Genomic DNA, 26,182 nt, shown 5'->3' on the forward strand with positions numbered 1-26,182 from the left:
TCCTCTCCCTGGTCGGGCCCCATTCAACCGCACCGTCCCGGCGGCGCCGCGAGAACACCCACCGGAGAGCTTCCACCTGGGCGCCCGGGCCTGCCACCATCCGCAGCATGAAGAATTTCGTGATCAAAACGCTCATCAACGCGGCGGCGATCTGGGTCGCCGCCTGGATCGTCACCGGGATCACGCTCACCGGCGACGACTGGCAGCACAAGACGCTCACCGTGCTCGGCGTCGCGCTGGTCTTCGGGGTGATCAACTTCCTGATCAAGCCGCTGGTGAAGCTGTTCTCGCTGCCGCTGTTCGTCCTCACCCTGGGGTTGATCACCTTCGTGATCAACGCCCTGATGCTCTGGCTGACCTCCTGGGCCTCGGACAAGCTCAGCCTGGACTTCCACGTGGACGGCTTCTGGTCGGCGCTGCTCGGCGCGCTGATCATCAGCCTGGTCTCCTGGGGCCTCAGCCTGGCGCTGAAGGACGACTGACCGGTCGGCGGACGGCGGTGCCCCGCCGCCTGACGACCGGTCAGCCGCGCGGGCCGGCCCCGGAACGCACCCGGGGTCAGCCCGCGTTCTCGTGCCCGGTGGTGGAGAGGATCGAGGCGAGCTCCTCGTCCAGCTCCCCGCCGGCCAGCTCCTGGCCCAGCGGGACCAGCCGGTCGGTGCGGGCCAGGAAGGCCAGCAGCGGCGGGGCCGCCGCCCGCATCAGCGCGTCGCCCTCCGGGGAGCGCAGCACGATGCAGACCTCGGCGAGCTCGTCGCCGACCGGGTGGATGTGCACGTCGCCCTCGCCGGTGGGGCGGCTGAGGCCGTCGACGAGCAGTTCGCGGGCGAAGACCCAGGTGACGGGCTCGTCCCCGGGCAGGTGGAAGGTGAAGCGGACGGCGAACGGGTCGTCGCCGTCGTAGTCCAGGTCGACCACGATGCGGAAGGACAGCTCGCTCGACACCACGAGGTGCATCGCCATCTGGGCTTGGACCGTGCTGTGCATGCGCCAGTACCTCTCGTTCTGCCCGCCCGGTGCGCCGTGGTGCGCGCGGTGGGTGCGGCATATCGGTTCGATCTTGTTCGCTGTGCTGGAACGGCGCCCTGGTGGGGCTGGTCCGTCAGGTCGTGCGGGTACCTGCGGACGGGTGGCTGCGTCTGTGGGCCCTTTGTCCCCTGTCTCCCCGTTCGAGCCCCATCGTCCCCGTTTGGCGGCGATGCCGACAAGGTTCGCTTTTTCAAATGGTGAACGAACACCTCACGGAATCACCTCACCAGCCCACCACCGTCCCCGCGGACGAACGCCGGGAACATCGCGCCGACCAGCGAGCGCAGCCGGGCCGCGGCGGGGCCGAGCCGCTCGCCGTGCTCCAGCGGCAGCGAGATGGCCATGGTGGCGACCACCGAGCCGACGGTGATCGGGACGGCCGCGCAGACCGTGCCGAGCGCGTACTCCTGGCGCTCCAGCACCGGCATGGTGGGCCGGACCCGGTCCAGCCGGCGCAGCACCGCGCGGACGTCGCCCGAGGTGGACGGGGTCAGGGCGGCGGGGCGGTGCCGGGAGAGGTGGTCGAGCCGCTCCTCGGTGCCCAGCTGGGAGAGCAGGCACAGGCCGATGGCGTGCGCGTGCGCGGTGGCCCGGAAGTCGGCCCACTCCTCGACCTGGGGCTGCGCGGAGCCGGAGACCACGTCGACCAGCCGGACCTCGCCCTCCTCGTAGACCGCGTAGTAGACGGCGGCCCCGAGCTCGTCGCGCAGCTCCTCCATCCGGCCGCGCAGGTCGACGTGCTCGGCCTGCCGGGTGTCGGCGCGGCTGATCCCGTCGACCGAGGCGCCGTAGTAGAACCGGCCGCCCTCCCGTCGCAGGTAGCCCTCGTGGGTGAGGGTGCGCAGCAGGTGGTAGGTGGTGCCGAGGGGGAGCCCGGCGGAGCGGGCGAGCTGCTTGGCGGTGGCGCCGTGGACGTGCGCCCCGACCGCCTCCAGCAGGCGCAGGGCGCGCTGCACCGAGGTGATCAGGGTGGGCGCCCGCGGCGCGCGTATCGCGCCGTCGGCGGCCGTGGCCGTCCCCGGGCCCGCGGGTTGCCCGATCCGGTGCATGCTCATCCCCATCCCCCGGGTATCGAATGACACTCGGAGGAGGCTGCTCCGAATCCGCCCGGCAGGCGGACATTTGAGCACAGGGCGGGCATCCCCGCAATGACAATGGCGTACACATGGGGCAATTCACCTTCAATGCCAAGGTTTTGCGCCAAACCGCCCCGAAGATTACGAGGCGTCAGCTCGCCCCGCCGGGCGAATCGAAGATCCATAGGGGATGTGTCCATCGCCACGGCCTGACACCCCCGGGCATGCCGCTCCCCCCGTACGGCGCAACAGGTTCCGCCCATTCGCCCCCTTGTGCGAGTTTCGCGCCCCCCGCCGCGCGGGAGACTCCCGCACAACGCTCGCGCCCCGGAGGTGGCAGCCATGTCGGGCCCGGTCCGTCCAGTCGTCAAACGCACCGCCCGCGCGATCCTGCTGGAGGTCGACCCGGACGACCCGCACGCGCCCGCCTCGCTGGTGCTGATCCGCCGGGTCCGCCCCGGCTCCCCGCACCCGTACTGGATCACCCCCGGCGGCGGCGTCGAACCCACCGACCGGACGGTGGTCGCCGCCCTGCACCGGGAGGTCGACGAGGAGTTGGGCGGCAAGGTGACCGACGTGGTGCCCGCCTTCGTCGACACCGTCGCGCACTCCCACCACGAGGACGGCACTCCCGCGCACCCGCACGGCGTCAAGGTGCAGCACTTCTTCGTCTGCCGGCTCGCCGCGCTGGACGAGACCCGCCGGCACGGCCCCGAGGTCGAGCGGCCCAACGGCGAGTACGCGATCGTCCGGGTCCCGTTCACCCGCGAGGGCGTCACCTCGGTCAACGTCGTCCCTCCCAGCCTCCGCGCCTACCTCGCCGCCAACATCGAGGGCGTCCGCGCCCTGCTCGCGCCCGACCTGGCCTGAGCCCCCGTCAGTCCGCCCGCTCCACCGGATCGTGCCGGACCCTCCCGGCCGGCACCCCGCAGCGCCGCAGCGCCGCCGCCCCGGAGCGCACCATCGCCGCCGGGCCGCTCAGGTACGCCGCGAAACCGTGCCACGGCGCGTACCGGGCCACCACCTCCGGCAGGTCGCCGACCAGCGCCCCGGCCGGCGCCCCGGCCGACTCCGAGACCACCGGACGGACGGTCAGCCAGTCGTGCCGGGACGCCAGTTCGCGCAGCTCCTCCAACCGGTACAGCCCCTCCGCCCGGCGCGCCCCGTAGAACACCTCCACCCGGCGGCCGGCCGCGCCTCGCTCGGCGACCTCCTCGACCAGCGCCGCGAGAGGCCCGATCCCGGTGCCGCCGCCCACGCACAGCAGGTCCTCCCCCGCCGCGTGGTCCACCGTCATCGCGCCCTCCGCCCCGCCCAGGCGCAGCACGTCGCCCGGCCGGGCCCGGTGCACCAGCGCGTTGCTCACCCAGCCCGCCTGCACCGCCTTCACGTGCAGCGTCAGCAGTCCGTCCGGCCGGGGCGCCGACCCGAACGAGTACGGCCGCCACACCCGGGGCCACCACGGCGTCTCCACCGCCGCCCACTGCCCGGCCCGGAACGGGTACGCCTGGTCGGGACGGAGCGTCAGCACCGCGACGTCCCGGGCCGCCTGGCGGTGCCCGACCACCTCGGCCTGCCACCACGGCGGGGTCGACCCCGCCTCCTCGTCCGCGCCCGCCGCCATCAGCGCGGACACCAGCGCCAGCAGCCGCCGCCAGGCCGCCTCGGTGCGCCCGTCCCAACCGCTGCCGCCGTACCGGGCCAGCGCCGCCACCAGGCAGTCCACCACCGAGGCGTAGTGCCGGGACCCCACCCCGTACTTGCGGTGCCGCCGCCCCAGCGGGCCCAGGTGGTCGCGCAGCTCCGCCGGGTCGCCCGCCCGGGCCGCGCACAGCCGCAGCGCCCGGAACAGCCGGGCCCGCTGCCCGTCCATCGCGGCCGGGAACATCGCCCGCAGCTCCGGGTGGCGCAGGAACACCAGCGCGTGGAAGTGCGCCATCGCCCGGTCCGCGTCCGGCGCCACGGCGGCCAGGCTCGCCCGCACCAGCACCAGCTCCTCGGCGCTCGGCGGCCCGGCCTCCACCGCGCCGGACGGCTCCGGCGCGGGCTGCTCCGGCGCGGGCGGCGGCTCGACCGCCGGCTGCACGCCCCAGGCCCGGCTCCACCGGTCGCCCGGGCCGACCCAGTTCAGCGCCGGCGCCCGCCCGAACAGCGGCACGAACCCCGCCGGGGCGGCCGGGGCGACCGGTCCCACCGCGGGCCGGAAGGCGGGCAGCGGCGGCACCGGCACCGCCGAGGGCACCGCCGGCGCCCAGGTCGGCTTCGCCGGGACGGCCGGCACCGGGGTCAGCCCGAGCGGCACCGGCGGGGCGGGCGGGGCACCGGGGGCCGGCGCGGTCGGCGCCGGCCGCTCCCCGGCGGTCGGGGGCTCCCCGGCCGGGTCGGCCGGAGCGGGGTCGGGCGCGGGCTCGGCACCGGGGGCCACGGGGCCGGGCGTGGTGCCCCGACCGGCCCCGGCCTGCGACGACCTGCTCCCCAGGACGAGTTGACGAGTGCTCAAGGGTTCGTTCCGCCTCCGGTCGACCTGTCTGCTGACGCCCCAGCACACTGGCACCGACCGCACAGTTCATCCGAAGAATCCGGCGAACCCCGGACACCCGGCCCGTCCACCCGCTACCCTCCCCGGCCGCACCGCCCGCGGCAGCCGCCCCGGCACGGCCTCAGAGCGCCCGCAGCAGCGGCCCCGGCCCGGCCTCAGAGCGCCCGCAGCAGCAGCCCCGGCCGCTCCACGCAGTCCGCGACGAACCGCAGGAACCCGCCCGCCGTGCCGCCGTCGCACACCCGGTGGTCGAAGGTGAAGGACAGCTGGACGACCTGGCGGACCGCCAGCTCCCCCTCGTGCACCCAGGGCTTGGGGGTGATCCGGCCGACCCCGAGCATCGCCGCCTCCGGGTGGTTCAGGATCGGCGTCGACCCGTCCACCCCGAAGACGCCGTAGTTGTTCAGGGTGAACGTCCCGCCGGTCAGCTCGGCCGGGCCGAGGCTGCCCGCCCGGGCCCCCTCGGTCAGCCGGGCCAGCTCCGCGGAGAGCCGCTCGGTGCCCAGCCGCCCGGCGTCCCGGAGCACCGGCACCAGCAGGCCGCGCGGGCCCTGCGCGGCGAAGCCCAGGTGCACGGCCGGGTGGCGGCGCAGCGCCTCGCCCTCGACGCTGGCGTTCAGCTCGGGGAAGCGCTCCAGGCCGGCCAGGCAGATCCGGGCCAGCAGCGCCAGCACGCTCACCTTCGGGCCCGGCACCCGGTTCAACTCGGCCCGCAGCGCCATCAGTCCGGTCGCGTCGGCGTCCACCCAGCAGGTCGCGGCGGGGATCTCCCGGTGGCTGCGGGTGAGCTTCTCGGCCACCGCCCGGCGCAGCCCGCGCAGCGGCACCAGCTCGCCGTCCGCTCCGGTCGCGGCCCCGGTCGCGGCCGCGCCGTCCGGTCCGGTTCCACGTGGAACAGCGGTCCGCTCGGGCACGGCGGTCGCCAGGACCGCGCGCTCCACGTCGCGCCGGGTGACCAGCCCTTCCGGCCCGCTGCCGGCCACCTCGGCCAGGTCCAGGCCGTGCTCGCGGGCCAGTCGGCGCACCAGCGGCGAGATCACCGCGACCACCGCCGGGGCCGCCGGGGCCGGAGCCGGAGCCGCCGGGGCCTCGACCGGCGCGGTCGGGTCGCCGGGCAGCACCCGCCGCCGTCCGGCCCGCCGGGTCTCGGCGACGCCGTAACCGACCAGCGGCCGCTCCACCGCCGGCTCGTCCCCGGCCTCGGGACCGCCCGGCCCGGGCGCGACGGCGACGGTCACCAGCGGCGCGCCGACCGGCACCTCCTGCCCGACCTCGCCGTACCGGGCGGTGACCACCCCGCCGTACGGGCAGGGCACCTCGACCACCGCCTTGGCGGTCTCCACCTCCACCACCGGCTGGTCAACGGCGATCACCTCGCCGACCTCGACCATCCAGCGCACCACCTCCGCCCCGGTGAGTCCCTCACCGAGGTCGGGCAGCGTGAACTCGCGGACCACCGGCATCGCCATCACTCCTCCCATTGGAGCCGGGCGACGGCGTCCAGGATCCGGTCCACCCCGGGCAGGTGGTGGTGCTCCAGCATCGGCGGCGGGTACGGGATGTCGAAGCCGGTGACCCGCAGCACCGGCGCGGCCAGGTGGTGGAAGCACTTCTCGGTCAGCCGGGCGGCGATCTCCGCCCCGGCGCCGCCGAAGCCCGCCGACTCGTGCACCACCACGGCCCGGCCCAGCGAGCGGACCACCGCGCAGGCGGTCTCCTCGTCGAACGGCACCAGCGAGCGCAGGTCGAGCACGGCGAGGTCCCAGCCCTCGGCCCGGGCGGCCTCGGCGGCCTCCAGGCAGACCGGCAGCGAGGGCCCGTAGGTGACCAGCACGGCCGAGCTGCCGGGTCGGCGCAGCACGGCCCTGCCGACCGGTTCGACGCCCGCCGCCGGGTCCCAGCCGTCCTTGCCCCAGTAGAGGCGCTTGGGCTCCAGGAACACCACCGGGTCGTCGGAGGCGATCGACTCCCGGAGCAGCCCGTACGCGTCGGCGACGGTGGCGGGGGTGACCACGTGCAGGCCGGGGGTGTGCGCGTAGTACGCCTCGGAGGCGTCGCTGTGGTGCTCGACGCCGCCGATGCCGCCGCCGTACGGGATCCGGACGGTGATCGGCAGCGGGAGCTTCCCGGCGGTGCGGTTGCGCATCTTGGCGACGTGCGAGAACAGCTGCTCCAGCGCCGGGTAGGCGAAGGCGTCGAACTGCATCTCGACCACGGGGCGCAGCCCGTACATGGCCATGCCGACGGCGGTGCCGAGGATGCCGGCCTCGGCCAGCGGGGTGTCCAGGCAGCGCTCGGGGCCGAACTCGGCGGTCAGGCCGTCGGTGATCCGGAAGACGCCGCCGAGCGCGCCGACGTCCTCGCCGAGGACGTGCACGGTCTTGTCGGCGCGCATCGCGTCGCGCAGCGCGAGGTTGAGGGCCTGCGCCATGGTGCCGGTGCGCAGGCCGTGCTGTTCGCTGACCACGGTGCTCACCGGCCCTGCACCTCGGCCTCCGCGGCGAGTTCGGCGGCCAGCCGTTCGGCCTGTTCGCGCAGCTGCTGGGTGGGTTCGGCGTAGACGTGGGCGAACAGCGACATCGGGTCGAGCTCGGGGTCGGTGTGGAACTCGGCGCGCATCCGGGCGGCCAGTCGCTCGGCCTGTTCGGCGGCGTCGGCGACCAGCCGCTCGTCCAGCAGGCCGCGGTCGCGCAGCGCGTCCTCCAGCAGCCGGACGGGGTCGTGCGCCCGCCAGGCGTCGACCTCCTCGGGCCGCCGGTAGCGGGTGGCGTCGTCGGCGTTGGTATGCGCCTCGATCCGGTAGGTGAGCGCCTCGACCAGGGTGGGGCCGCCGCCGGTGCGGGCCCGCTCGACGGCCTCGGTGAGCGCCGCGTGCACGGCGAGCGCGTCGTTGCCGTCGACCAGCCGGCCGGGCATGCCGTAGCCGACCGCCTTGTGGGCGAGGGTCGGCGCGGCGGACTGCCGGGTCAGCGGGACGGAGATCGCGTAGCCGTTGTTCTGCACCAGGAACACCACGGGGGCGTGCAGCACGGCCGCGAAGTTCAGGCCCTCGTGGAAGTCGCCCTCGCTGGTGCCGCCGTCGCCGAGCAGGGCCAGCGCCACCGTGTCGTCGCCGGCCAGCCGGGCGGCGTGCGCCAGGCCGACGGCGTGCGGGACCTGGGTGGCCAGCGGGGTGCACAGCGGGGCGGTGCGGGTGGCGCGCGGGTCGTAGCCGGTGTGCGCGTCGCCGCGCAGCAGGGTGAGCGCCTGCAGCGGGTCGACGCCGCGGGCGACCACGGCGAGGGTGTCCCGGTAGGAGGGGAACAGCCAGTCGGCGGGGCGCAGCGCGAGCGCGGCGGCGACCTGGCAGGCCTCCTGGCCGGTGGACGCCGGGTAGACGGCGAGCCGGCCCTGCTTGGTGAGGGTGGTGGCCTGCTGGTTGTAGCGGCGGCCGGCGACCAGCCGCCGGTACAGCTCGCGCAGCAGCTCGGGGTCGGCGTCGGCGGCCGCGGGGGTGCCCAGCACCCGGTACGGCTCGGCGTCGGGCAGCAACGGGCCGGGGTCGGTGCGGGGCGCGGTGGCGCCGGGCCGCCAGCCGGGGACGGGGTCGGCCTCGGCGGGCTGGTTCCTGTGGTCCAGGACGGTCATCTCGGGCACCTCCGGGGTGGTGGGGGCTCCCTACCGATTGTTCGGTCGTCTGTTCATCTTGACCATATCCCCGTCAGGACGGTGGACAGTCGGCCGAAAGGAGGGTCTGCTGGGGCCAGCACGTCCAATCGCGAGGGGTGGGGGGCCATGTCGGCTGAACAGGTGTCCAGACTCGACCGGGTCGACCGCTCGATCCTGCGGCTGCTGCGGCAGGACGGCCGGGCTTCGATCCGCTCGGTGGCCGAGCGGGTGCACGTCTCCCGGGCGAACGCGTACGCCCGGATCTCCAGGATGGTCGAGGACGGCGTGATCCGCGGCTTCACCGCCCGGGTCGACCACGAGAAGGCCGGACAGGCGGCGTCCGCGTACGTCACCCTGCGGATCGTGCAGAACTCCTGGCGGACGGTGCGCGAGCAGCTGCTGCGGCTGCCGGGGGTGGCGCACATCGCGCTGGTCGGCGGCGACTACGACGTGCTGATGCTGGTCCACACGGCGGACAACCGGGCGCTGCGCGAGCTGGTGCTGGGCAGCATCCAGTCCATCCCGGAGGTGCTGGGCACCCGCACCATGCTGGTCTTCGAGGAGACCGACCAGATCCCGGCGGACGAGCCGTAGGAGCGGCGCCGCTCAGTCGTCCGCGGTGGCGACGGCCACCACGGTGCGGCCGGCGCCGACGCCGACCAGCGCGGCGTCGACCAGCATCACGCTGACCGGTCGCCAGCCGCGGCTGCCGCCGGCGGGCGGGCGGTGCGCGGCGCGGCCGTTGGCCCGCCAGTCGGCGTCCGGGCCGAGCAGGGCGACCAGCGGCGCGGCCAGCACCCGGGCCTGCGGGACGCCCGCGTACGAGCCGGACAGCAGGGACGTCCCGAGGATGAGCGCCATCCACTCGGCCGCGTCCGCCGCCGGGACGCGCACGGCCAGCGCCTCGCGCATCCCCTGGACGTGCCGCGGGCCGCTGTGCCCCCGGCGGCAGCGGCAGGCCCCGGGGGCGTGCACCAGCGGTTCCGGCCGCCGCTCCAGGGCGTCCCAGCAGAGCCGGCCGTGGTCGAGGCCGCGGTCCTCGCCGATCGCCACGACCATGTCGAAGTTCTGGTGGGAGGTCCAGTCGTCCAGCAGCTCGCGCAGCGCCTCCAGCTCGCCGGGGAGGTGCGGGTTCACCGGGCGCGCAGGCCCTCGAAGGCGAACCGGGCGACCGCGTCGGGCAGGCCCTCGGCGCCGCGTTGGCCGGGCCGGTACCACTCCACCAGCGAGTTGACCGTGCCGAACAGCAGCCGGGTGGCCAGCCGGGGCTCGACGTCGGCGCGCAGCTGTCCGGCGTCGACGGCGGCCTGGACGAGTTCGGCGACCCGGTGGTCGAAGTCGCGGCGCCGCTCCAGCGCCCACAGCTCGGTGGCGGTGTTGCCGCGCACCCGCAGCAGCAGCGTCACGTACGGCAGTTCGGCGAGCAGCACCTCGGCGGTGCGGCGCACCACGTGCTCCAGCCGGTCCACCGGGCGGCCCCCGGCGGCGGCCGGCTCGTCGAGGATCGCGAACAGCGCGTCCAGTGCCCGGCCGACGGCGAGGCGCAGCAGCTCCTCCTTGCCGCGCACGTGGTGGTAGATCGAGGACTTGGAGATCCCGGCGGCCCTGGACAGGTCCTCCATCGAAGTGCCGTCGTAGCCGCGTTCGTTGAAGACCCGCACGGTGACGGCGAGCAGCGAGTCGACGGTGTAGGCGGCGCGCGTGGAGTGGTCGGCCATGCGACGAGTATCCCCGGGGCGGGCGCGCGGCGCCCCGGGGGGTGGCCTCAGGCCCGGGCCCGCCGGTGGTCGGCGGTGTCGGTGTCAGTGCCGGAGGCGGCGGCGGTGCCGGAGGCGGCGGCGGCCCGGGCGGTGTCCTCGGCGACGAAGTAGGCGGGGCGGCGCTGCACCGAGGTATAGATCCGGGCCACGTACTCGCCGAGCAGGCCGACGCAGATCAGCTGGACGCCGCCGATGAACAGCAGGCCGACGAAGAGCGAGGTCCAGCCGGGCACGGTGGCGCCGAACAGGTAGACGGCGAGGGAGAAGCCGAGCAGCAGCAGGCAGGTGAAGAAGGCGATGGTGCCGAGCCAGGTGGCCAGCCGCAGCGGGGCGGCGGAGAAGCCGGTGACGCTGTCCAGGGCGAGCCGGACCATCTTGGTCAGCGGGTACTTCGTGCTGCCGGCCACCCGCTCCTCGCGGACGTAGCGCACCTCGCCGCTGGGGAAGCCCAGCCAGGGCACCAGCAGCCGGTAGACCCGCTGCTGGTCGGGGAGCTCCTTCAGCGCCTCGACGGCCTCCCGGCTGAGCAGCCGGAAGTCGCCCGCGTTGGCCGGCACCTGGCGGCCGACCAGGCGGCGCATCAGCCAGTAGTAGCCGCCGGCCGTCCAGCGCTTGAAGCCGGTGTCGGTGGAGCGGTCCTCGCGCACCCCGTAGACGATGTCCAGGCCCTCGCCCCGGGCGAGTTCCAGCATCTCGGGGATCTTCTCCGGCGGGTCCTGCAGGTCGGCGTCGATGCTGGCCACGTAGTCGCCGACGGCGTGGTCGAGGCCGGCGGTGAGCGCGGCCTGGTGGCCGCTGTTGCGGCGCAGCCGGACCATCCGCAGCTCGGGCCAGTCGGCGGCCAGGTCGCGCAGCAGGGCGGCGGTCTTGTCGGCGCTGCCGTCGTCCACCGCGACCACCTCGTAGCGGACGCCGAGGCCGTCCAGGACGGGGCGCATCCGGGCCGCGAAGGAGGGCAGCGCGTCCTCCTCGTTGTACATGGGGACGACCACTGACAGCAGGGTGCCCGCTCGCGCCGCCGCGCTCATCTGTCTCTCCCGCCGGTGGGTGACGTCCGTCCGATGGTGGGGAGTGTAGCCACGTGCCCTCCTACCAGGTACAGACCAGAGGTGCGTGCCGTAGGCTCGCCCGAGCATCCGGGCGGCCCGGCGGGGCCCGAGACCCAGACAGGACCTGATGGCGATGGCAGCGAGCCCCGACACCGAAGTGGTCGAGCGACCCGATCCGCCCGCGGACGCCGGTGCGGCCGAGGCCGGTCCGCGCGCCTGGCTGCGGCGGACGGCCGCCGAGTACGGGCCGGCCCTGGCGGTGTTCGCGGCGGTCCGGCTGATCGCCTTCACCACCTTCATGTGGCTGCTCTCCTGGTCGGGCGAGTACCTGACCAAGAACCCGCGGTTCGGCGGCGGCAAGCACGTCTGGGACGTGCTCGGCGGCTGGGACGGCTGGTGGTACCAGCAGGTCGCGCTGAACGGCTACGACCCGAAGCTGGTGCCGTCCACCTCGGGTCCGTGGACGCTGGAGCAGAACTCGGTCGCGTTCTTCCCGCTCTACCCCGGCATGATCAAGATGGTCTCGGCGGTGACCGGCCTGGGCTCCCAGGGCGCGGGAATCGTGGTCTCGGTGCTGTCCTCGTTCGTCGCGGCGGCCGGGATCTACGCGGTGGCCAAGCTGCTCGCGGGGCGCCGGGCGGCGGTGATCGCGGCCGGCGTGTGGGGCGTGTTCCCGGGCTCGGGCGTGGAGTGGGCGGTCTACTCGGACTCGCTGTTCGTCGCGCTGGCCGCCTGGGCCTGCTACTTCGTGCTGACCCGCAACTGGCTGGCCGCGGGCGTCACCTCCTTCGTGGCCGGCCTGAACCGCCCGACCTCGGCCGCGCTGGCCGCCGCGGTCGGCGTGGCCGCGCTGATCGCGCTGTGGAAGCGCCGGGACGGGGTCCTCGGCCCGCTGTCCGCGCTGGTGATCGCCCCGCTCGGGTTCGTCGGCTACATCGCCTGGGCCAGCTGGCGGATGGGCAGTTGGAGCGCCTACTTCGAGTTGCAGCGCGGTGCCTGGCTGCACTACTTCGACTGGGGCAAGCACACCGGCAACGTGATCGAGAACCTGCTGTTCGGCCACCACGACTACATCTTCGGCTACCCCACCGAGGACCTGATCGCGCTGTCCCTGGTGTTCAGCCTGCCGGTCCTGATCTTCCTGCTGGTCCGGATGCGCCCGCCGGTCTTCCTGCTCGTCTACACCGGCATCACCATCGTCCTGGTCCTCGGCAGCCAGCAGATCTTCGGCAACACCTCGCGCTACCTGCTGCCCTGCTTCCCGCTCTTCCTCCCGATCGCGGTCGGCCTCAAGCGCCTCTCCCGCACCTCGCTGGCCGTGACCCTGGGCACGGTCGCGGCGGCCTCCGGCTGGTACGCCGGGTACGTCCTGTTCGAGCTGGGAATTCCGTAAAGTCCGGTCAAGCCGAGGCAAAGAAGCGGTATCCGGTGCGCGGGGGCGACCCCGCGCACTGCCACACTCGCGCGTCCGAACTCCCTTTTCCCCCAAGGATCCTCGCGATGCGCACGAACCGGCTCCCGGTCGTCACCGTCCTGTCCGTCCTCGCCCTCGGCGGGCTGGCGGCCTGCGACTCGAAGGACGCCGCGGCCCCCGCCGCCGCGCCCGCCTCCTCCGCCGCCGCGGCCCCGTCCCCGTCGGTCACACCGCTGGCGGAGCGGTCCGCGGCGGACGTCGTGGCGCTGTCCCGGGCCGCGGGCGAGACGCTGACCGGCGTCACCATGGCCGTCACGATGCCCCGGCACCCGGACGGGCCGCTCGAAGGCACCTTCACGGCGGACGCCACCGGCAACTGCACCGGCAGGTTCACCTTCGCCGGCAAGGGCTCGGCGGAGCTGCTGCGGGTCGGCACCCGGACCTGGATGAAGCCGGACGCCGGCTACGCGCGCTCCGAGGGCGCGGCCGGCGGGGCGGTCGGCAGGTGGGTCGCCGTCGGCGGCGGGTCCAGGACGATGGCCTCCTTCTGCGACCTGGCCGTGCAGATCGAGCGGCGCACCGGCCTGAACACCGACGGCAGCCCCGCCAAGGACCTCGCCGTCGCCGGCACCGAACCGGTGGACGGGGCCGCCGCGGTCACCGTCACGATGACCGACGAGGACGGCCACCCCGTCCGGTACCACATCGCCGCCGAGGGGCGGCCCTACCTGCTGGCGACGGAGAGCGACGGGGACGGGATGGTCCTCCGGCTGGGCGACTTCGGGCGCTCCCCGCAGGCCGCGCCGCCCGCCGACGACCAGGTCTTCCAGGGCTGACCCGGCGCCCGTCCGGAAAGCGGGCCGGGGGCTCTTGCACCGACCGATCGTTCGGTTACGCTGAGGAGCGTCCCGCCCCGCCCCCGTGAGGAGCGCACCATGGCCGCTGCGACCCCCGCCCTGCCGGTCGCCGAACTGCTCGCCCGCCACCAGGACACCCTGGACCGCGCGCTGACCGCGATCGCCGAACGCGACTACTGGTCCCCGTACCCGGAGTTCCCCAAGGCGTACGGCGAGAGCGCCGCCGCCGACGGCAAGGCCGCCTTCGAGGCGCTGCTGGGGCGGGAGTTCGACCTGCCCGGGCACCCCGGCGACGGCACGCCGGTGACCGGCGAGGCCTCCCCGTACGGCCTCCCCCTGGGCGTGTCCTACCCGCACGCCGAGCCGGACGCGCTGCTGGCCGCCCTGGCGGCGGCCCGGCCCGGCTGGGCGCGGGCGACGCCGGCCGAGCGGGCCGCGGTCTGCCTGGAGGTGCTGGCCCGGATCAACGCCCGCTCGCACGAGTTCGCGCAGACGGTGATGCACACCACCGGCCAGGCGTACGGCATGGCCTTCCAGGCCGGCGGCCCGCACGCGCAGGACCGCGGCCTGGAGGCGGTGGCGTACGCGTACGCCGAGCAGACCCGGCTGCCCCGCTCGGCGCGCTGGACGAAGCCGCAGGGCAAGCGCGAACCGCTGGTGCTGACGAAGGAGTTCACCGTCGTCCCGCGCGGCACCGCGCTGCTGGTCGGCTGCAACACCTTCCCGACCTGGAACGGCTACCCGGGCCTGTTCGCCTCGCTGGCCACCGGCAACGGCGTGCTGGTCAAGCCGCACCCGCGCGCGGTGCTGCCGCTGGCGCTGACCGTGCGGATCGCCCGCGAGGTGCTGGCCGAGACCGGCTTCGACCCGAACCTGGTCTGCCTGGCCGCCGAGCACGAGGGCGCCGGGATCGCCAAGGCGCTGGCCGTCCGCCCGGAGGTGAAGCTGATCGACTACACCGGCTCCACCGGCTTCGGCGACTGGCTGGAGGACAACGCCCGGCAGGCCCGGGTGTACACCGAGAAGGCCGGCGTCAACACCGTCGTCCTCGACTCCACCGACGACTACCGCGGCATGCTGGACAACCTGGCCTTCGCGCTCAGCCTGTACAGCGGCCAGATGTGCACCACCCCGCAGAACCTGCTGATCCCGCGCACCGGCATCCGCACCGAGGACGGCGAGCGCTCCTACGAGCAGGTGGTCGCCGACCTCGCCGCCGCCGTCGACCGGCTGCTCGGCGACGACGCCCGGGCCGCCGCCGTCCTCGGCGCCGTGGTCAACCCGGCCGTGCTGGCCCGCAGCGCCGCCGCGGCCGGCGGCGAGCTGGGCGAACTCGCGCTCGCCCCCCGGGTGGTGGCCTCCGCCGAGTTCCCCGGCGCGACCATCCGCACCCCCGCCCTGCTGAAGGCCGACGCCGACAAGCCGGACGACCGGGCCCGCTTCCTCACCGAGTGCTTCGGCCCGGTCGCCTTCGCGGTCGCCGTGGAGTCCACCGCCGCCGCCGTCGACCTGCTCCGCCGCACCACCGCCGAGCAGGGCGCGATGACCGCCGGCGCGTACACCACCGACCCGGCCGTCGAGGACGCCCTGGTCGAGGCCTGCCTGGAGGCCGGCGTCTCGCTCTCGCTCAACCTGACCGGCGGCGTCTACGTCAACCAGACCGCCGCCTTCTCCGACCTGCACGGCACCGGCGCCAACCCGGCCGCGAACTCGGCGTACTGCGACGCCGCCTTCGTCGCCGACCGGTTCCGCGTCGTCGAGGTCCGCAAGTAGCACGGCCGGACGCGCGGGCCCGGACACCGTCCCACCACGGCGCCCGGGCCCGCACCCGTTCCTGAGCGGGCCCTAGGCGCGCCGGGGGTTGAACACCCACACCCGCAGCAGCAGGAACCGCACCACCGTCGCCGCCGCGTTGGCCGCGACCAGCACCGCCAGCTCCACGCCGTGCCCGGCGCCGGGCGAGGCCGCGTGCAGCACGGCGACGCCGCCGCTGGTCAGCGCCAGGCCGACCAGGAAGGCGATGCCGCCCTCCAGTTGGTGCTTGAGGGCGTCCCGGCGGCCGGTCACGCCGAAGGTGAACCGCCGGTTCGCGGCGGTGTTGAACACGGCGGTGACGGCCAGCGCCAGCGCGTTGGCGGCCAGCGCGGGCACCAGTTGCCGCAGCCCCAGGTAGAGCAGCAGGTAGGCGAGCGTGCACAGGCCGCCGATCACCGCGAAGCTGACGGACTGCCAGCCGAGGCCCGCCGGCACCCGGGCCCGCCGGACCCGCTCGGGCAGGTCGACGCTCCCCTGGCCGGCCAGCGTGCGCCGGGCCACCCGGGCCATGCCCCGGAGGTCGTCGAGGACGGTGCGGACGATGTCGACCCGGCTGTCCGGGTCGTCCACCCAGTCCACCGGCACCTCGTGGATCCGCAGCCCGGAGGCCTCGGCGAGGAGCAGCAGCTCGGTGTCGAAGAACCAGGCGTCGTCCTCGACCCGGTCCAGCAGCCGCTTGACCACCTCGGTGCGGCCGGCCTTGAACCCGCACTGCGCGTCGGAGAACTTGGCCGCCATGGTGGCCCGCAGCAGGAAGTTGTAGGTCCGCGAGATGAACTCCCGCTTGGGGCCGCGCACCACCGCCGAGCCCCGGTGCAGCCGGCTGCCGATCGCCAGGTCGCTGTGGCCCGACAGCAGCGGCGCGACCAGCGGCAGGAAGGCCTCCAGGCCGGTCGACAGGTCGACGTCCATGTAGGCGACCACGTCGGCCTCGCTGTCGCCCCACACCTGGCGCAGCGCCCGGCCCCGGCCCTTGAGGTCGAGGTGCACGGCGCGCACCGGCCCGAGTTCGGCGGCGAGCGCGGTGGCGACCTCCCAGGTGGCGTCCACCGAGGCGTTGTCCGCCACGGTGATCAGGTAGTCGTACGGGAAGGTCTCGGACAGGTAGGCGTACAGCTCACGGACGCAGCGCTCCAGCGAGTGCTGCTCGTTGTAGACGGGTACGACGATCTCCACGAGCTTGGTCCTCACCACGGCGTCGGCCCGGCCGCGGCCGTCGGCCGCCGGGACGGGACGGAGGGCCCGGCGCATCGCTGGCTGTGTCATGCGTAGGAGGTTCACAGCCCCTGATGGGCCCGCGATGATGGCAGTCTGAGAGCCCGCTGAGAACCCGGCGCCGTGGGACGACGGTCCGGTGCCCACCGGTCCGTGCGGCAAGACGAACGGGAGTGACGGATGTCCGAGACGGAGTTCACCGCCGACGTGCTGGTGGTCGGCGCCGGCCCGACCGGCCTGCTGCTGGCCGGCGACCTGGCCGCGGCCGGGCTGCGCGTGACGGTGCTGGAGAAGCGGGCCGAGGAGTCCAACCTGACCAGGGCGTTCGCCGTGCACGCCCGCACCCTGGAGCTGCTGGACGCCCGCGGCCTGGCCGACGAACTGATCGCCACCGGCCGGTCGGTGCCCTCGCTGCGGCTGTTCGGCCGGATCCGGATCGACCTGGCGAACCTGCCCACCCGCTTCCCGTTCGTGCTGGTCACCCCGCAGTCGAACACCGAACGGGTGCTGCGCGACCGGGCCGTGAAGGCCGGCGCCGACCTGCGCCGCGGCACCGAGGTGACCGGCCTGCGGCAGGACGCCGGCGGCGTCACCCTGACCGCCCGCACCGCCGACGGCGAGCGGACGTTCCGGGCCCGGTACGCGGTCGGCGCGGACGGCGTGCGCTCGGCGGTGCGCGACCTGCTGGGGATCCCGTTCCCCGGCGAGTCCGTGGTGCGCTCGGTGATGCTGGCCGACGTCCGGCTGGCGGACGAGCCCGCGGAGCCGCTGACGGCGGGCGCGGGCGAGGCCGGGTTCGCCTTCCTGGCACCGTTCGGCGACGGCTGGTACCGGGCGATCGGCTGGAGCCGCGCGCACCAGGCGCCGGACTCCGAGCCGGTGGTGCTGGACGAACTCGCCGACCTGCTGCGCGAGGTGACCGGCCGTGACCTGGGCGTGGGCGAGGCCCGCTGGACCTCGCGCTTCCACAGCGACGAGCGGCAGGCCCCCAGCTACCGCTCCGGCCGGGTCTTCCTGGCCGGCGACGCCGCGCACTGCCACTCCCCGGCCGGCGGCCAGGGCATGAACACCGGCCTGCAGGACGCCGCCAACCTGAGCTGGAAGCTGGTCGCCGCCGTCCGCGGCTGGGCCCCGGACGCCCTGCTGGACACCTACCAGACCGAGCGCCACCCGGTCGGCCGGGCCGTGCTGCGCTCCTCCGGCGCGCTGGTCCGGCTCGCCCTGGGCCGGCACGCCCCGACCCGGGCGCTGCGCTCGGCGCTGGGCGCGGCCGGCGACCGCCTCGGCCCGCTGGCCGAGCTGGGCGCCAAGCAGGTCTCCGGCATCGGCCACGCCTACCCGGCCGAGAAGGGCGCCCACCCGCTGGCCGGCCGCCGGGTCCCGGACCTGCGCCTGGCGGTGGACGTGCCGGGCGGCCCGGCCCGGCTGCACGAGGCGCTGCGCGCCGGCAAGGCGGTGCTGATCAGCAACGACGAGCTGTCGGTGGCCGACTCCTGGGCGGAGCGGGTGGTCACCGCGGCCCCCGCCGACCCGCACGGCAAGCTGCGCGACACCGTGCTGCTGGTCCGTCCGGACGGGTACGCGGCCTGGGCCTGCGCCGACCCGACCCGGGGCGAGCTGCGGGCGGCGATGAGCCGGTGGCTGGGCCGCCCCTGACGTTCAGTTCTCCCCCGGCCGGAATTGAAGCCATTCACTGAATTGCCCCTCCGTTCACAGTTGACTGTTTTTTAATAAGCAATTGCCCAGGCATGGGCCCATTCCTGGGAGCCCTCTGAGAGATTCTGGCGAGCGTTTTCGAAAACCGGAACGCCGCCAGATTTCCGGAGGAGCCCGTGCGACCCCGCTCGCTCGCCCTTGCCGCCGCCCTCGCGGTCCTTCCCCTCGCCGCGGTCAGCCTGGGAACCGTCCCCGCCCAGGCCGCACCGTCCCCCAACGCCACCGCCCGGGTGGCCCTGCCGCAGACCGTCACCCCGGCCGTCGCCCGCTCGCAGAAGCGGGGCGACGTCCCGGCCGACCGCGAGATATCCGTCGCGGTCTCGCTGAAATTGCGGAACACCGCCGAGCTGGACCGGTTCCTCACCGCGGTCGCCACCCCGGGCACCGCCGAGTACGGGCACTACCTGACGCCCGCGCAATTCACCGAGCGCTTCGGCCCGACCGCGGCCGACGTCGAGCAGGTCCGGGCGTTCCTCACCGCCCAGGGCCTGCGCGTCGACTCGGTCAGCGCCAACCGCCAGGTGGTGAACGCCACCGGCACCAGCGCCCGGCTGTCCGCCGCGTTCGGCACCCACGAGTCGACGTACACCGACCCGCAGCAGGGCGGCCGGACGTTCTTCGCCAACGACGCCGCCGCCTCGGTCCCGGCCGCGCTGGCCGGCCTGGTCGAGGGCGTCAGCGGCCTGAACGACCACACCGTGCGCACCACCCGGATCGCCAAGCCCGGCGCGGCCGCCCCGCGGGCCACCCCGTCCGGCTTCGGCCCGGCCTCCTACGACGGCGCGTACCGGCTGAACCAGCTGGGCGCGGACGGCACCGGCAGCACCGTCGCGCTCTGGGAGTTCGACGGCTACAAGTCCGCGAACCTGGCCGCCTACGACAGCCAGTACGGCCTGTCCGGCCCGGCGGTGACCACCGTGTCGGTGGACGGCGCCACCTACGACGCGAAGCCGGGCGACGGCCAGGGCGAGGTGGAGCTGGACTCCGAGATCGTCCGCGGCGTCGCCCCGAAGGCCACCCAGCTGGTGTACGAGGCGCCCAACAGCGACCAGGGCGAGATCGACATGGCCGCCAGGATCGTCTCGGACAACCGGGTCTCGGTCATCTCCATCTCCTGGGGCTCCTGCGAGCCGGACACCACCGCCGCCTCGATGACCGCGGTGAACAACTCCTTCAAGCAGGCCGCCGCCCAGGGCATCTCGATCTTCTCGGCCTCCGGCGACGACGGCTCCCGGGACTGCACCCGGTCGACCTCCGGCTCCACCGTGAAGGCCGTGGACTTCCCCGCCTCCAGCCCGTACAACACCGGCGTCGGCGGCACCGACCTGAAGGTCTCCGGCACCGCCTACGGCTCGGAGAGCGCCTGGTCGACGGCGGGCGGCGGCGTCTCCACCCAGTTCGCCAAGCCGAGCTGGCAGACCGGCACCAACGTCACCGGCACCATGCGCACCGTCCCGGACGTCTCCTCCAACGCCGACCCGAACAGCGGCTTCGCGATCTACACCCAGGGCAGCACCGGCGCCGGCTGGCAGGTCTACGGCGGCACCTCGGCGGCCGCCCCGCTGTGGTCCGGCTTCGCCGCGCTGTACGACCAGAAGGCGCGGGCCGCCGCCAAGCCGGTGCTCGGCGAGGCCAACCCGAAGATCTACGCCGTCACCAACTCCGCCGCGTACGGCGGCGCCTTCCACGACGTCACCAGCGGCGCCAACCAGGACTTCGGCACCAGGACCGGCTACGACCAGGTCACCGGCTGGGGCTCCCCGGTCGCCGACGGGCTGGCCAACGCGCTGCTCGGCTCCGGCGGCACCACCCCGCCGCCCACCGGCTGCACCGCCGCCCAGCTGCTCGGCAACCCGGGCTTCGAGACCGGCACCGCCGCACCGTGGACCTCCTCCAGCGGCGTGGTCGACAGCTCCGCCTCCGAGGCCGCGCGCACCGGCTCCTGGAAGGCCTGGCTGAACGGCTACGGCTCGGCCCGCACCGACACCCTCGCCCAGTCGGTGGCGGTGCCGGCCGGCTGCACCGCCAAGCTCGGCTTCTGGCTGCACGTCGACACCGCGGAGACCAGCACCACCACCGCGTACGACAAGCTGACCGTCTCGGTCAACGGCACCGCCGTCGCGACCTACTCCAACCTGGACCGGGGCACCGGCTACGCGCAGAGGACGGTCGACCTGTCCGGCTACGCCGGGCAGACCGTCACGGTGAAGTTCACCGGCGTCGAGGACGCCTCGCTGCAGACCTCGTTCGTGGTCGACGACACCTCGCTCACCGTGTCCTGACCGCCCGTCCGGGCCGGTGCCGGAGGCCCCCGGAGGGGCTTCCGGCGCCGGTGTGTCCGGAGTGTTTCCTGTTCGATCCGCGCGCGAAATAGTTGTCGTGACCACTGTCATATGTCCTGATTGATGACGTAGCCTCTCAACCCTCAATAGGGTTCCCACACGCTCGGCGGCGCACCACCGAAGCCCCGTCACGCACCGTGGAGCCGGGGGGCGGTCCCGCCGAACCCGCCGGGTGGGAAAGGTGTCGCATGGGTTCACAACAACCGCAGCACTCCGGCCGGCTCCGACTGGTCGGCCAGCGCGAGCAGGGCGGCGAGCAGCCGCCGTCCGACATACCCGCCGACATACCCGGGGGCCCGCCCGTCGGCCCGGCCCCCGCGTCCGCTCCGACGGCCGCACCGGCGGCCGTCCAGGGCGGCTTCGCCGAAGTGCTGAACGCCGCGATCGAGAACAGCGGCCTGAGCCTGGACCGGATCCGCGCGGCGCTCGCCAAGCAGGGCGTCCGGGTCAGCGTCACCACCCTCAGCTACTGGCGGCGCGGCCGCAGCCAGCCCGAGCGGGCCACCTCGCTGCGCGCCGTCCACCTGCTGGAGGAACTGCTGGGCCTGCGCCACAGCGCGCTCACCGCGCTGCTCGGCCCGCCCCGCCCGCGCGGCCGCTGGGTCACCCAGGGCCCGGCCCCCGACGGCCTGCGGCTGGAGCAGGTCTGGCCGGGCCAGGACGAGCTGGTCGAGGTCTTCGCCGAGCTCGACGCCCCGCCGGCCGGCCAGCTGGAGCGCCAGTCCATCCACGACGCCTACTACGTCGACGCCTCCCGCCGCGGCTACCTGCTGCGGATGCGCCAGGTGGTCCGGGCCACCGTCGACGGCGTCACCCGGCACGTGGTCGTGCACAAGGCGGACGAGGGCGTCGAGAGCTGCCCCGAGGTCACCGCCGTCCGGCACGCCCGCCTCGGCCGGGTCCGCCGCCGCCCGCTGAGCGGCCTGCTGGTCGCCGAACTGCTGCTGGACCGGCCGCTGGCCCTCGGGGACACCACCGTCCTGGAGTACGAGGTGCACATCCCCGACTCCGGCCCCACCATCGACTACGGGCGGTTCTTCCCCGCGCCGGTGCGGGAGTACGTCCTCCAGGTCCACTTCGACCCCGGCACCGTCCCCGTCCAGTGCGAGCGCTTCGACCGCGCCCCCGGCACCGAGGTCGACCGCCACCGCGAGCCGCTGTGGATCGGCGCCTCCGCCAGCGCGCACGTGCTCACCGCCGACCAGCAGCCGGGCCAGGTGGGCATCCGCTGGCAGTGGGAGTAGCCCCGGACCGGCCCGGACGGCCTCCGCTTCCCTCCCGATTCTTCCCCATCCTTCCCTTTCCTGACCATTCCTTCCCTTTTGCTCCCTTTCCTTCCACTTCGTCACGTTTCGCACCATTGGCCCGCTTTGTCACCCCGTCAGCCCGTCCGCGCCACGCCCGACCCCGAGGTGCGCGCGTTCACCCGAACCGCCCTGCCCGAACGCCGACCGGCTGGTCCGCGCCGCCCCCGCCGAGGAACGTGAGTCCCACTCACCGCGCTCACCGCGCCCACCGAGGAAAGGCGGGACCACCCGTGCTGATGGAGTTCAGCGACGTCGAACCGGACGACTCCTGCGCCTGCGGCGGCTGCGCCGACCGCCGCCGCTCCCGGCTGCTCGCCGCCCGCTCCGGCCCGCGCACCGCCCCGCGCGGGGCGCGCCGGGCGGCCGTCCTGCTGGCCGCCGCCGGCAGCGTGCTGGGCGGCTCCGCGGCCTGGCCGGCCGCCGCGGCCGCGCCGCGCACCGACAGCAGCCCGCTGATACCCGACACGCCGCAGGGCGAGGTCGCCGGCCCGTACGGCGCGGACGCCGCCCGCCGCTCGATAGCCGCGCAGCCCGCCACCACCCGGGCCGAGATCATGCGGCGGGCGCAGGGCTGGGTGGACCAGAAGGTGCCGTACAGCATGAGCCGGTACTGGTCGGACGGGTACCGCCAGGACTGCTCGGGCTTCGTCTCGATGGCCTGGGGCCTGGGCAGCAGCCAGACCACCTGGACGCTGCCGGACTTCGCGGAGCGGATCGCCAAGGACGACCTGCAGCCCGGCGACGCGCTGGTCTACAACAACCCGAAGGACCCGGAGGGCGGCTCGCACACCGTCCTGTTCGGCGGCTGGCTGGACGCCGCGCGCACCCGCTACACCGCCCTGGAGCAGACCCGCCCGGGCACCACCAAGCGCAGCACCCCGTACGCGTACTGGAGCAACGCGAACACCTACGTGCCGTACCGCTACAAGGGGCTGAGCCAGCCGATGCCGGCGCCCGCGGACGCCGACGCCTTCCCGGGGGCGGACGCGTTCGGTCCGGGCAAGGTCAACCCGTACGTGACCCGGCTGGGGAAGATGCTGGTCGAGCGGGGCGGCGGGCGGTTCTACCGGGAGGGGCCCAGCCCGGACTGGGGCGAGGCCGACCGCCGGGCCACCGAGGCGTTCCAGCTGGCCCAGGGCTGGCGCGGCGCCGAGGCGGACGGCTACCCGGGCAAGGACACCTGGGACTTCCTGGTCCACCACAAGGGCAAGGACATCCCGCCCGCACCCGCCGCGCCCACGACGCCCACCACACCCACGACGACGCCGACGACGCCGACGACGCCGACGACACCGACGACGACACCGCCGGGAACGCCCGCGCCGCCGACTCCCGAGCCCCCGCCGCCCGCGACCGCCCCGGCCTTCCCGGGCGCCGACCGGTTCGGTCCGGGGCGGGTCAACGACGACGTGCTGCGGCTCGGACGGCGGCTGGTCGAGAAGGGCTACGGCGCCGCCTACCGGGAGGGCCCGAGCCGGGACTGGGGCGAGGCCGACCGGGCCAACGTCCGGGCCTTCCAGCTCGCCCTGGGCTGGTCCGGCGCCGAGGCGGACGGCTACCCGGGCCCGCACACCTGGAAGCTGCTGTTCTCCTGACGTCCGGCGGGAGCCCGCTCAGGACGCGGCGTGCTCCCGCACCCAGGCGTGCATGGCGATCGCGGCGGCCGCGCCCGCGTTGATCGACCGGGTCGAGCCGAACTGGGCGATCGAGCAGACCGCCGTCGCGTGCCGCCACGCCTCCTCGGTCAGCCCGGGCCCCTCCTGCCCGAACAGCAGCACGCAGCGCTCCGGCAGCCGGAAGGTCTCCAGCGGGACCGCGCCCGGCAGGTTGTCGATCCCGATCACCGGCAGCCCGCGCTCCGCCGCGTAGGCCGCCAGCGAGGCCACCGAGTCGTGGTGGCGCACGTGCTGGTAGCGGTCGGTGACCATGGCGCCGCGCCGGTTCCAGCGCCGCCGCCCGACGATGTGCACCTCGCCGGCCAGGAAGGCGTTCGCGGTGCGCACCACCGAGCCGATGTTGAAGTCGTGCTGCCAGTTCTCCACGGCGACGTGGAAGCCGTGCCGCCGGGTGTCCAGGTCCGCGACGATCGCCTCGTGCCGCCAGTACCGGTAGCCGTCCACCACGTTGCGCCGGTCGCCCGCGGCGAGCAGCTCCGGGTCGTACCGGGGGTCGTCCGGCCACGGCTCGGGGTGCGGGCCGACGCCGATCTCGCGGTCGTCGGCGAGGTGGTCGTACTGCTCGCCCAGCTGGGGCACCGAGGTGTCGCTCACGCCCCCAACGGTACGGGCTCGGACCTGGCGTGCTGCGGCCGCGTCCGGACCGCGCGCTCCAGCTCGGTGAGGGCCTGCACGGCGAGCCGGGCACCGGCCCGGGTGACGTCGGTCCGGTCGTCCGGCGGCAGCTTGGCGAGCTGGTGGTCCCAGGTCCGGTGGGCGTCCCGGAGCGGCGTGAAGTCGACGTCCTGGCCGAGCAGGATCGCGGCGGCGGCCAGCGCGGTGGCGTCCCGCAGCTCCTCGCCGAACGCGGCGGCGCCCGGCACCGGCGGGGAGTCCTCGCCGGGCAGGTGGGCCTCCAGCAGGACGGTGCAGCGGTCCAGCATGCCGACCGCCGAGCGGGCCTTGTCGAACTGCTTGCGGCTCAGCTCCGGCACCTGGTCGGAGTGCCGCACCGGCTCCACCTCGGCCCGGTCCAGCGCCGCCAGCATCTCGCCGCGGGCCTCCCGCACGTCCAGCAGCGCCGGCCGGACGTCCCGCTCCGCGTGCCCGCCCGCCGGGTCCCCGTACGCGGTGAACACCGCCGCCGCGTACCGCCCCGCCGAGGCCAGCCACTCGGCCAGCCGCTCCGGCAGCCGGGCGGTCTGCCAGGTCGGGAACAGCGCGTACGCGGCGAGCGCGACGAAACCGCCGAGCAGCGTCATCGAGACCCGGTCCAGCGCCAGCTTCACCGGGTCGCCGGGCTGCAGGCCGAGCAGGAACACCACGTACGAGGAGATCGCCACCGTCATCACCGCGTAGCCGGTGCGCATGGTCAGGTAGGCCAGGCCCATGCAGGACACCGCCAGCACGGCCAGCACCCAGTCGCCCGGGTCGAAGAGCTGCACCACGGCGGTGGAGAGCAGCACCCCGGCCGAGGTGCCCGCCACCCGGGCCACGCCGCGGCTGAAGGTCTGCGCGAAGTCCGGGCGCATCACCATCGCCGAGGTCATCGGCGCCCAGTAGCCGTGCTCGATCCGCAGCAGCCGGGCCGCCAGGTACGCGGAGGTCACCACCACGGCCATCCGCACCGCGTGGTGGAAGATCGCCGAGTGCCGGTGCAGCTGCCGCCCGACGGTGGCCAGCGCGGCGGGCGCCACCTTCACCAGCGGCGGACGGCGCAGCCCGGTGGCGGGCGGCGCGGTGCGGGTCGGCACGGTGGTGCGGTCCTGCCGGTCGAGCCGGTCGGCGGCCCGGCCCAGCAGGCCGGAGAGCCGGCGGGCCGAGCGGCGGGCGCCGCCGCGCAGCAGATCCTCGCCGGTGCCGGGGCGGGCCAGCGCCAGCGCCGGGGTGTCCTTCGGCAGCCGGACCGGGTCGCCGCTGCGGATCGCCCGGGCCAGCGCGTCCAGCACGTCGGCGGCGGCGGCCAGCACCTCGCGGGCCCGGTCCCGCTCGGCGCCCTCCTCGGCGGCGCCGACCCGCGGGTCGGCCAGCGCGGCCAGCGCCGGGCGGATCCGCTCGGCGATGGTGCGCAGGCCGCGCAGTTCGGGCGGGCGGCGCTTGGCCTGCCAGGCGGTCAGCTTGGCGGCCTGCCGGCCGACGACGAACGGCTCCGGGTCGACCTGCGCGACCGGGTCGTGCCGCAGCCGCCGGGCGTAGTCGCCGAGACCGGCGTAGATGTCGGCGAGCGCGTCGCGCTGGGCCCGCCAGCTGTCGATCGGCCAGAGGGTGACCACCAGGGCCTGCACGGCGCCGCCGACCGAGCAGAGCAGCCCGTGCTCGACCGCGGTCGGCACCGACACCGGCAGCTGCACCACCACCATCATCACGGCCAGCGTGTTCGCGGCGACCACGCCGGCGGTCGGCCCGATCGCCCAGGCCAGCCCCGCGCCGAACGCCCACAGCGCCAACAGCACCGGGAACGCCCCGGGGATGCCGACCGCGACGTAGCCCAGGAACGTCGACAGGCCGAGCCCGGCGGCGGCCACCAGGGCCAGCGAGGCGCGCGGCCGGAACGAGCGCTGGAAGGTCGCGGTGCCCGCGATGAACGCGCCCATCGCCGCCGAGGTGGCCTGCGCGGGCCCGTAGAGGAACAGCGCCGGGAACACCACCAGCGCGGCGGCCACCGCCCCGCGCAGCGCCCGCCGCGGGTTGGTCAGCGAGCGGTCCACGGTCAGCCCGGCCTTCGCGGTGTCGCGCAGGGCCGTGAACCAGGACATACCG

22 protein-coding genes are annotated in these 26,182 nt (G+C 74.9%); 10 read left to right on the forward strand and 12 right to left on the reverse strand.

Translation table 11 applies throughout. From position 1 onward, the window contains the following. Positions 1 to 107: 107 nt before the first annotated feature. On the forward strand, positions 108 to 482 hold the full coding sequence (locus tag ACZ3J7_RS08375) for a phage holin family protein (RefSeq protein ID WP_465618153.1): 375 nt from the start codon (positions 108 to 110) through the stop codon (positions 480 to 482). A 76-nt stretch (positions 483 to 558) separates the two neighbouring features. On the opposite strand, the gene ACZ3J7_RS08380 is transcribed toward ACZ3J7_RS08375, so the two are convergent. Continuing rightward, positions 559 to 987, reverse strand: a complete 429-nt coding sequence (locus ACZ3J7_RS08380) for an SsgA family sporulation/cell division regulator (protein WP_465618155.1) — start codon at positions 985 to 987, stop codon at positions 559 to 561. A 260-nt stretch (positions 988 to 1,247) separates the two neighbouring features. Then, complete coding sequence (locus ACZ3J7_RS08385) at positions 1,248 to 2,084, reverse strand: IclR family transcriptional regulator (protein ID WP_465618157.1); 837 nt, start codon at positions 2,082 to 2,084, stop codon at positions 1,248 to 1,250. Between the two features lie 363 nt (positions 2,085 to 2,447). On the opposite strand from ACZ3J7_RS08385, the gene ACZ3J7_RS08390 reads away from it, so the two are divergent. Next, positions 2,448 to 2,975, forward strand: coding sequence for an NUDIX domain-containing protein (locus ACZ3J7_RS08390; RefSeq protein WP_465618159.1), 528 nt, complete (start codon positions 2,448 to 2,450; stop codon positions 2,973 to 2,975). Between the two features lie 7 nt (positions 2,976 to 2,982). Here the strand turns inward: ACZ3J7_RS08390 and ACZ3J7_RS08395 are convergent, their stop codons facing one another. From ACZ3J7_RS08395 to pdhA, 4 genes are all read right to left on the reverse strand, one after another. Further along, the gene (locus tag ACZ3J7_RS08395; protein WP_465618161.1) at positions 2,983 to 4,605 is read right to left on the reverse strand and encodes a globin domain-containing protein; all 1,623 of its coding nucleotides are present in this window, start codon (positions 4,603 to 4,605) and stop codon (positions 2,983 to 2,985) included. Between the two features lie 194 nt (positions 4,606 to 4,799). After that, the gene (locus tag ACZ3J7_RS08400; protein ID WP_465618721.1) at positions 4,800 to 6,107 is read right to left on the reverse strand and encodes a dihydrolipoamide acetyltransferase family protein; all 1,308 of its coding nucleotides are present in this window, start codon (positions 6,105 to 6,107) and stop codon (positions 4,800 to 4,802) included. Between the two features lie 5 nt (positions 6,108 to 6,112). Continuing rightward, complete coding sequence (locus ACZ3J7_RS08405) at positions 6,113 to 7,075, reverse strand: alpha-ketoacid dehydrogenase subunit beta (RefSeq protein WP_465618723.1); 963 nt, start codon at positions 7,073 to 7,075, stop codon at positions 6,113 to 6,115. Positions 7,076 to 7,116: 41 nt separating this feature from the next. Next, positions 7,117 to 8,271 carry a pyruvate dehydrogenase (acetyl-transferring) E1 component subunit alpha gene (gene pdhA / locus ACZ3J7_RS08410; RefSeq protein WP_465618163.1) on the reverse strand — a complete coding sequence of 385 codons (1,155 nt, stop codon included), beginning with the start codon at positions 8,269 to 8,271 and terminating at the stop codon, positions 7,117 to 7,119. Between the two features lie 147 nt (positions 8,272 to 8,418). On the opposite strand from pdhA, the gene ACZ3J7_RS08415 reads away from it, so the two are divergent. Further along, entirely contained in the window at positions 8,419 to 8,886 is a 468-nt protein-coding gene (locus ACZ3J7_RS08415) for an Lrp/AsnC family transcriptional regulator (RefSeq protein ID WP_465618165.1), read from the forward strand. A gap of 12 nt (positions 8,887 to 8,898) precedes the next feature. Here ACZ3J7_RS08415 and ACZ3J7_RS08420 read toward each other — a convergent pair whose 3' ends face one another. Genes ACZ3J7_RS08420 through ACZ3J7_RS08430 form a run of 3 tightly spaced genes read right to left on the reverse strand, consistent with a single transcriptional unit; the run spans position 8,899 to position 11,080 of the window. Then, complete coding sequence (locus tag ACZ3J7_RS08420) at positions 8,899 to 9,429, reverse strand: hypothetical protein (protein ID WP_465618167.1); 531 nt, start codon at positions 9,427 to 9,429, stop codon at positions 8,899 to 8,901. Next, a complete protein-coding gene (locus tag ACZ3J7_RS08425; RefSeq protein WP_465618169.1) occupies positions 9,426 to 10,010 on the reverse strand; it encodes a TetR/AcrR family transcriptional regulator in 585 nt (194 codons plus the stop codon). Before ACZ3J7_RS08425 ends, ACZ3J7_RS08420 begins: the two co-directional genes overlap by 4 nt. A 47-nt stretch (positions 10,011 to 10,057) precedes the next feature. After that, on the reverse strand, positions 10,058 to 11,080 hold the full coding sequence (locus ACZ3J7_RS08430; protein WP_465618171.1) for a glycosyltransferase family 2 protein: 1,023 nt from the start codon (positions 11,078 to 11,080) through the stop codon (positions 10,058 to 10,060). A gap of 148 nt (positions 11,081 to 11,228) precedes the next feature. Here ACZ3J7_RS08430 and ACZ3J7_RS08435 point away from each other — a divergent pair, with 148 nt between their 5' ends. The 3 genes from ACZ3J7_RS08435 (at position 11,229) to paaN (ending at position 15,145) form a co-directional block, all read left to right on the forward strand. Continuing rightward, a complete protein-coding gene (locus ACZ3J7_RS08435) occupies positions 11,229 to 12,494 on the forward strand; it encodes a glycosyltransferase family 39 protein (protein WP_465618173.1) in 1,266 nt (421 codons plus the stop codon). A gap of 107 nt (positions 12,495 to 12,601) precedes the next feature. Further along, positions 12,602 to 13,351, forward strand: a complete 750-nt coding sequence (locus tag ACZ3J7_RS08440; protein ID WP_465618175.1) for a hypothetical protein — start codon at positions 12,602 to 12,604, stop codon at positions 13,349 to 13,351. Positions 13,352 to 13,450: 99 nt separating this feature from the next. Further along, positions 13,451 to 15,145, forward strand: coding sequence for a phenylacetic acid degradation protein PaaN (gene paaN, locus ACZ3J7_RS08445; RefSeq protein WP_465618177.1), 1,695 nt, complete (start codon positions 13,451 to 13,453; stop codon positions 15,143 to 15,145). Positions 15,146 to 15,217: 72 nt separating this feature from the next. Here paaN and ACZ3J7_RS08450 read toward each other — a convergent pair whose 3' ends face one another. Continuing rightward, positions 15,218 to 16,453, reverse strand: a complete 1,236-nt coding sequence (locus ACZ3J7_RS08450; protein ID WP_465618179.1) for a glycosyltransferase — start codon at positions 16,451 to 16,453, stop codon at positions 15,218 to 15,220. Between the two features lie 129 nt (positions 16,454 to 16,582). Between ACZ3J7_RS08450 and ACZ3J7_RS08455 the strand changes: the two genes are divergently transcribed. The 4 genes from ACZ3J7_RS08455 to ACZ3J7_RS08470 all read left to right on the forward strand — a co-directional run bounded on the left by ACZ3J7_RS08455 (position 16,583) and on the right by ACZ3J7_RS08470 (position 23,362). After that, entirely contained in the window at positions 16,583 to 18,058 is a 1,476-nt protein-coding gene (locus tag ACZ3J7_RS08455) for an FAD-dependent monooxygenase (protein WP_465618181.1), read from the forward strand. Between the two features lie 176 nt (positions 18,059 to 18,234). Further along, positions 18,235 to 20,400: a protease pro-enzyme activation domain-containing protein gene (locus tag ACZ3J7_RS08460; protein ID WP_465618183.1), complete on the forward strand. Its 2,166-nt coding sequence runs from the start codon at positions 18,235 to 18,237 to the stop codon at positions 20,398 to 20,400. A gap of 248 nt (positions 20,401 to 20,648) precedes the next feature. Further along, a complete protein-coding gene (locus ACZ3J7_RS08465) occupies positions 20,649 to 21,704 on the forward strand; it encodes an XRE family transcriptional regulator (RefSeq protein ID WP_465618185.1) in 1,056 nt (351 codons plus the stop codon). Positions 21,705 to 21,997: 293 nt separating this feature from the next. Beyond that, entirely contained in the window at positions 21,998 to 23,362 is a 1,365-nt protein-coding gene (locus ACZ3J7_RS08470) for a peptidoglycan-binding protein (RefSeq protein ID WP_465618187.1), read from the forward strand. Between the two features lie 18 nt (positions 23,363 to 23,380). Here the strand turns inward: ACZ3J7_RS08470 and ACZ3J7_RS08475 are convergent, their stop codons facing one another. Continuing rightward, positions 23,381 to 24,037, reverse strand: a complete 657-nt coding sequence (locus ACZ3J7_RS08475) for a TrmH family RNA methyltransferase (protein ID WP_465618189.1) — start codon at positions 24,035 to 24,037, stop codon at positions 23,381 to 23,383. Further along, positions 24,034 to 26,178: an FUSC family protein gene (locus ACZ3J7_RS08480; RefSeq protein WP_465618191.1), complete on the reverse strand. Its 2,145-nt coding sequence runs from the start codon at positions 26,176 to 26,178 to the stop codon at positions 24,034 to 24,036. The genes ACZ3J7_RS08475 and ACZ3J7_RS08480 overlap by 4 nt, the downstream gene beginning before the upstream one ends. Positions 26,179 to 26,182: the final 4 nt, after the last annotated feature.

Source organism: Kitasatospora sp. NPDC015121 (genome assembly GCF_055562955.1).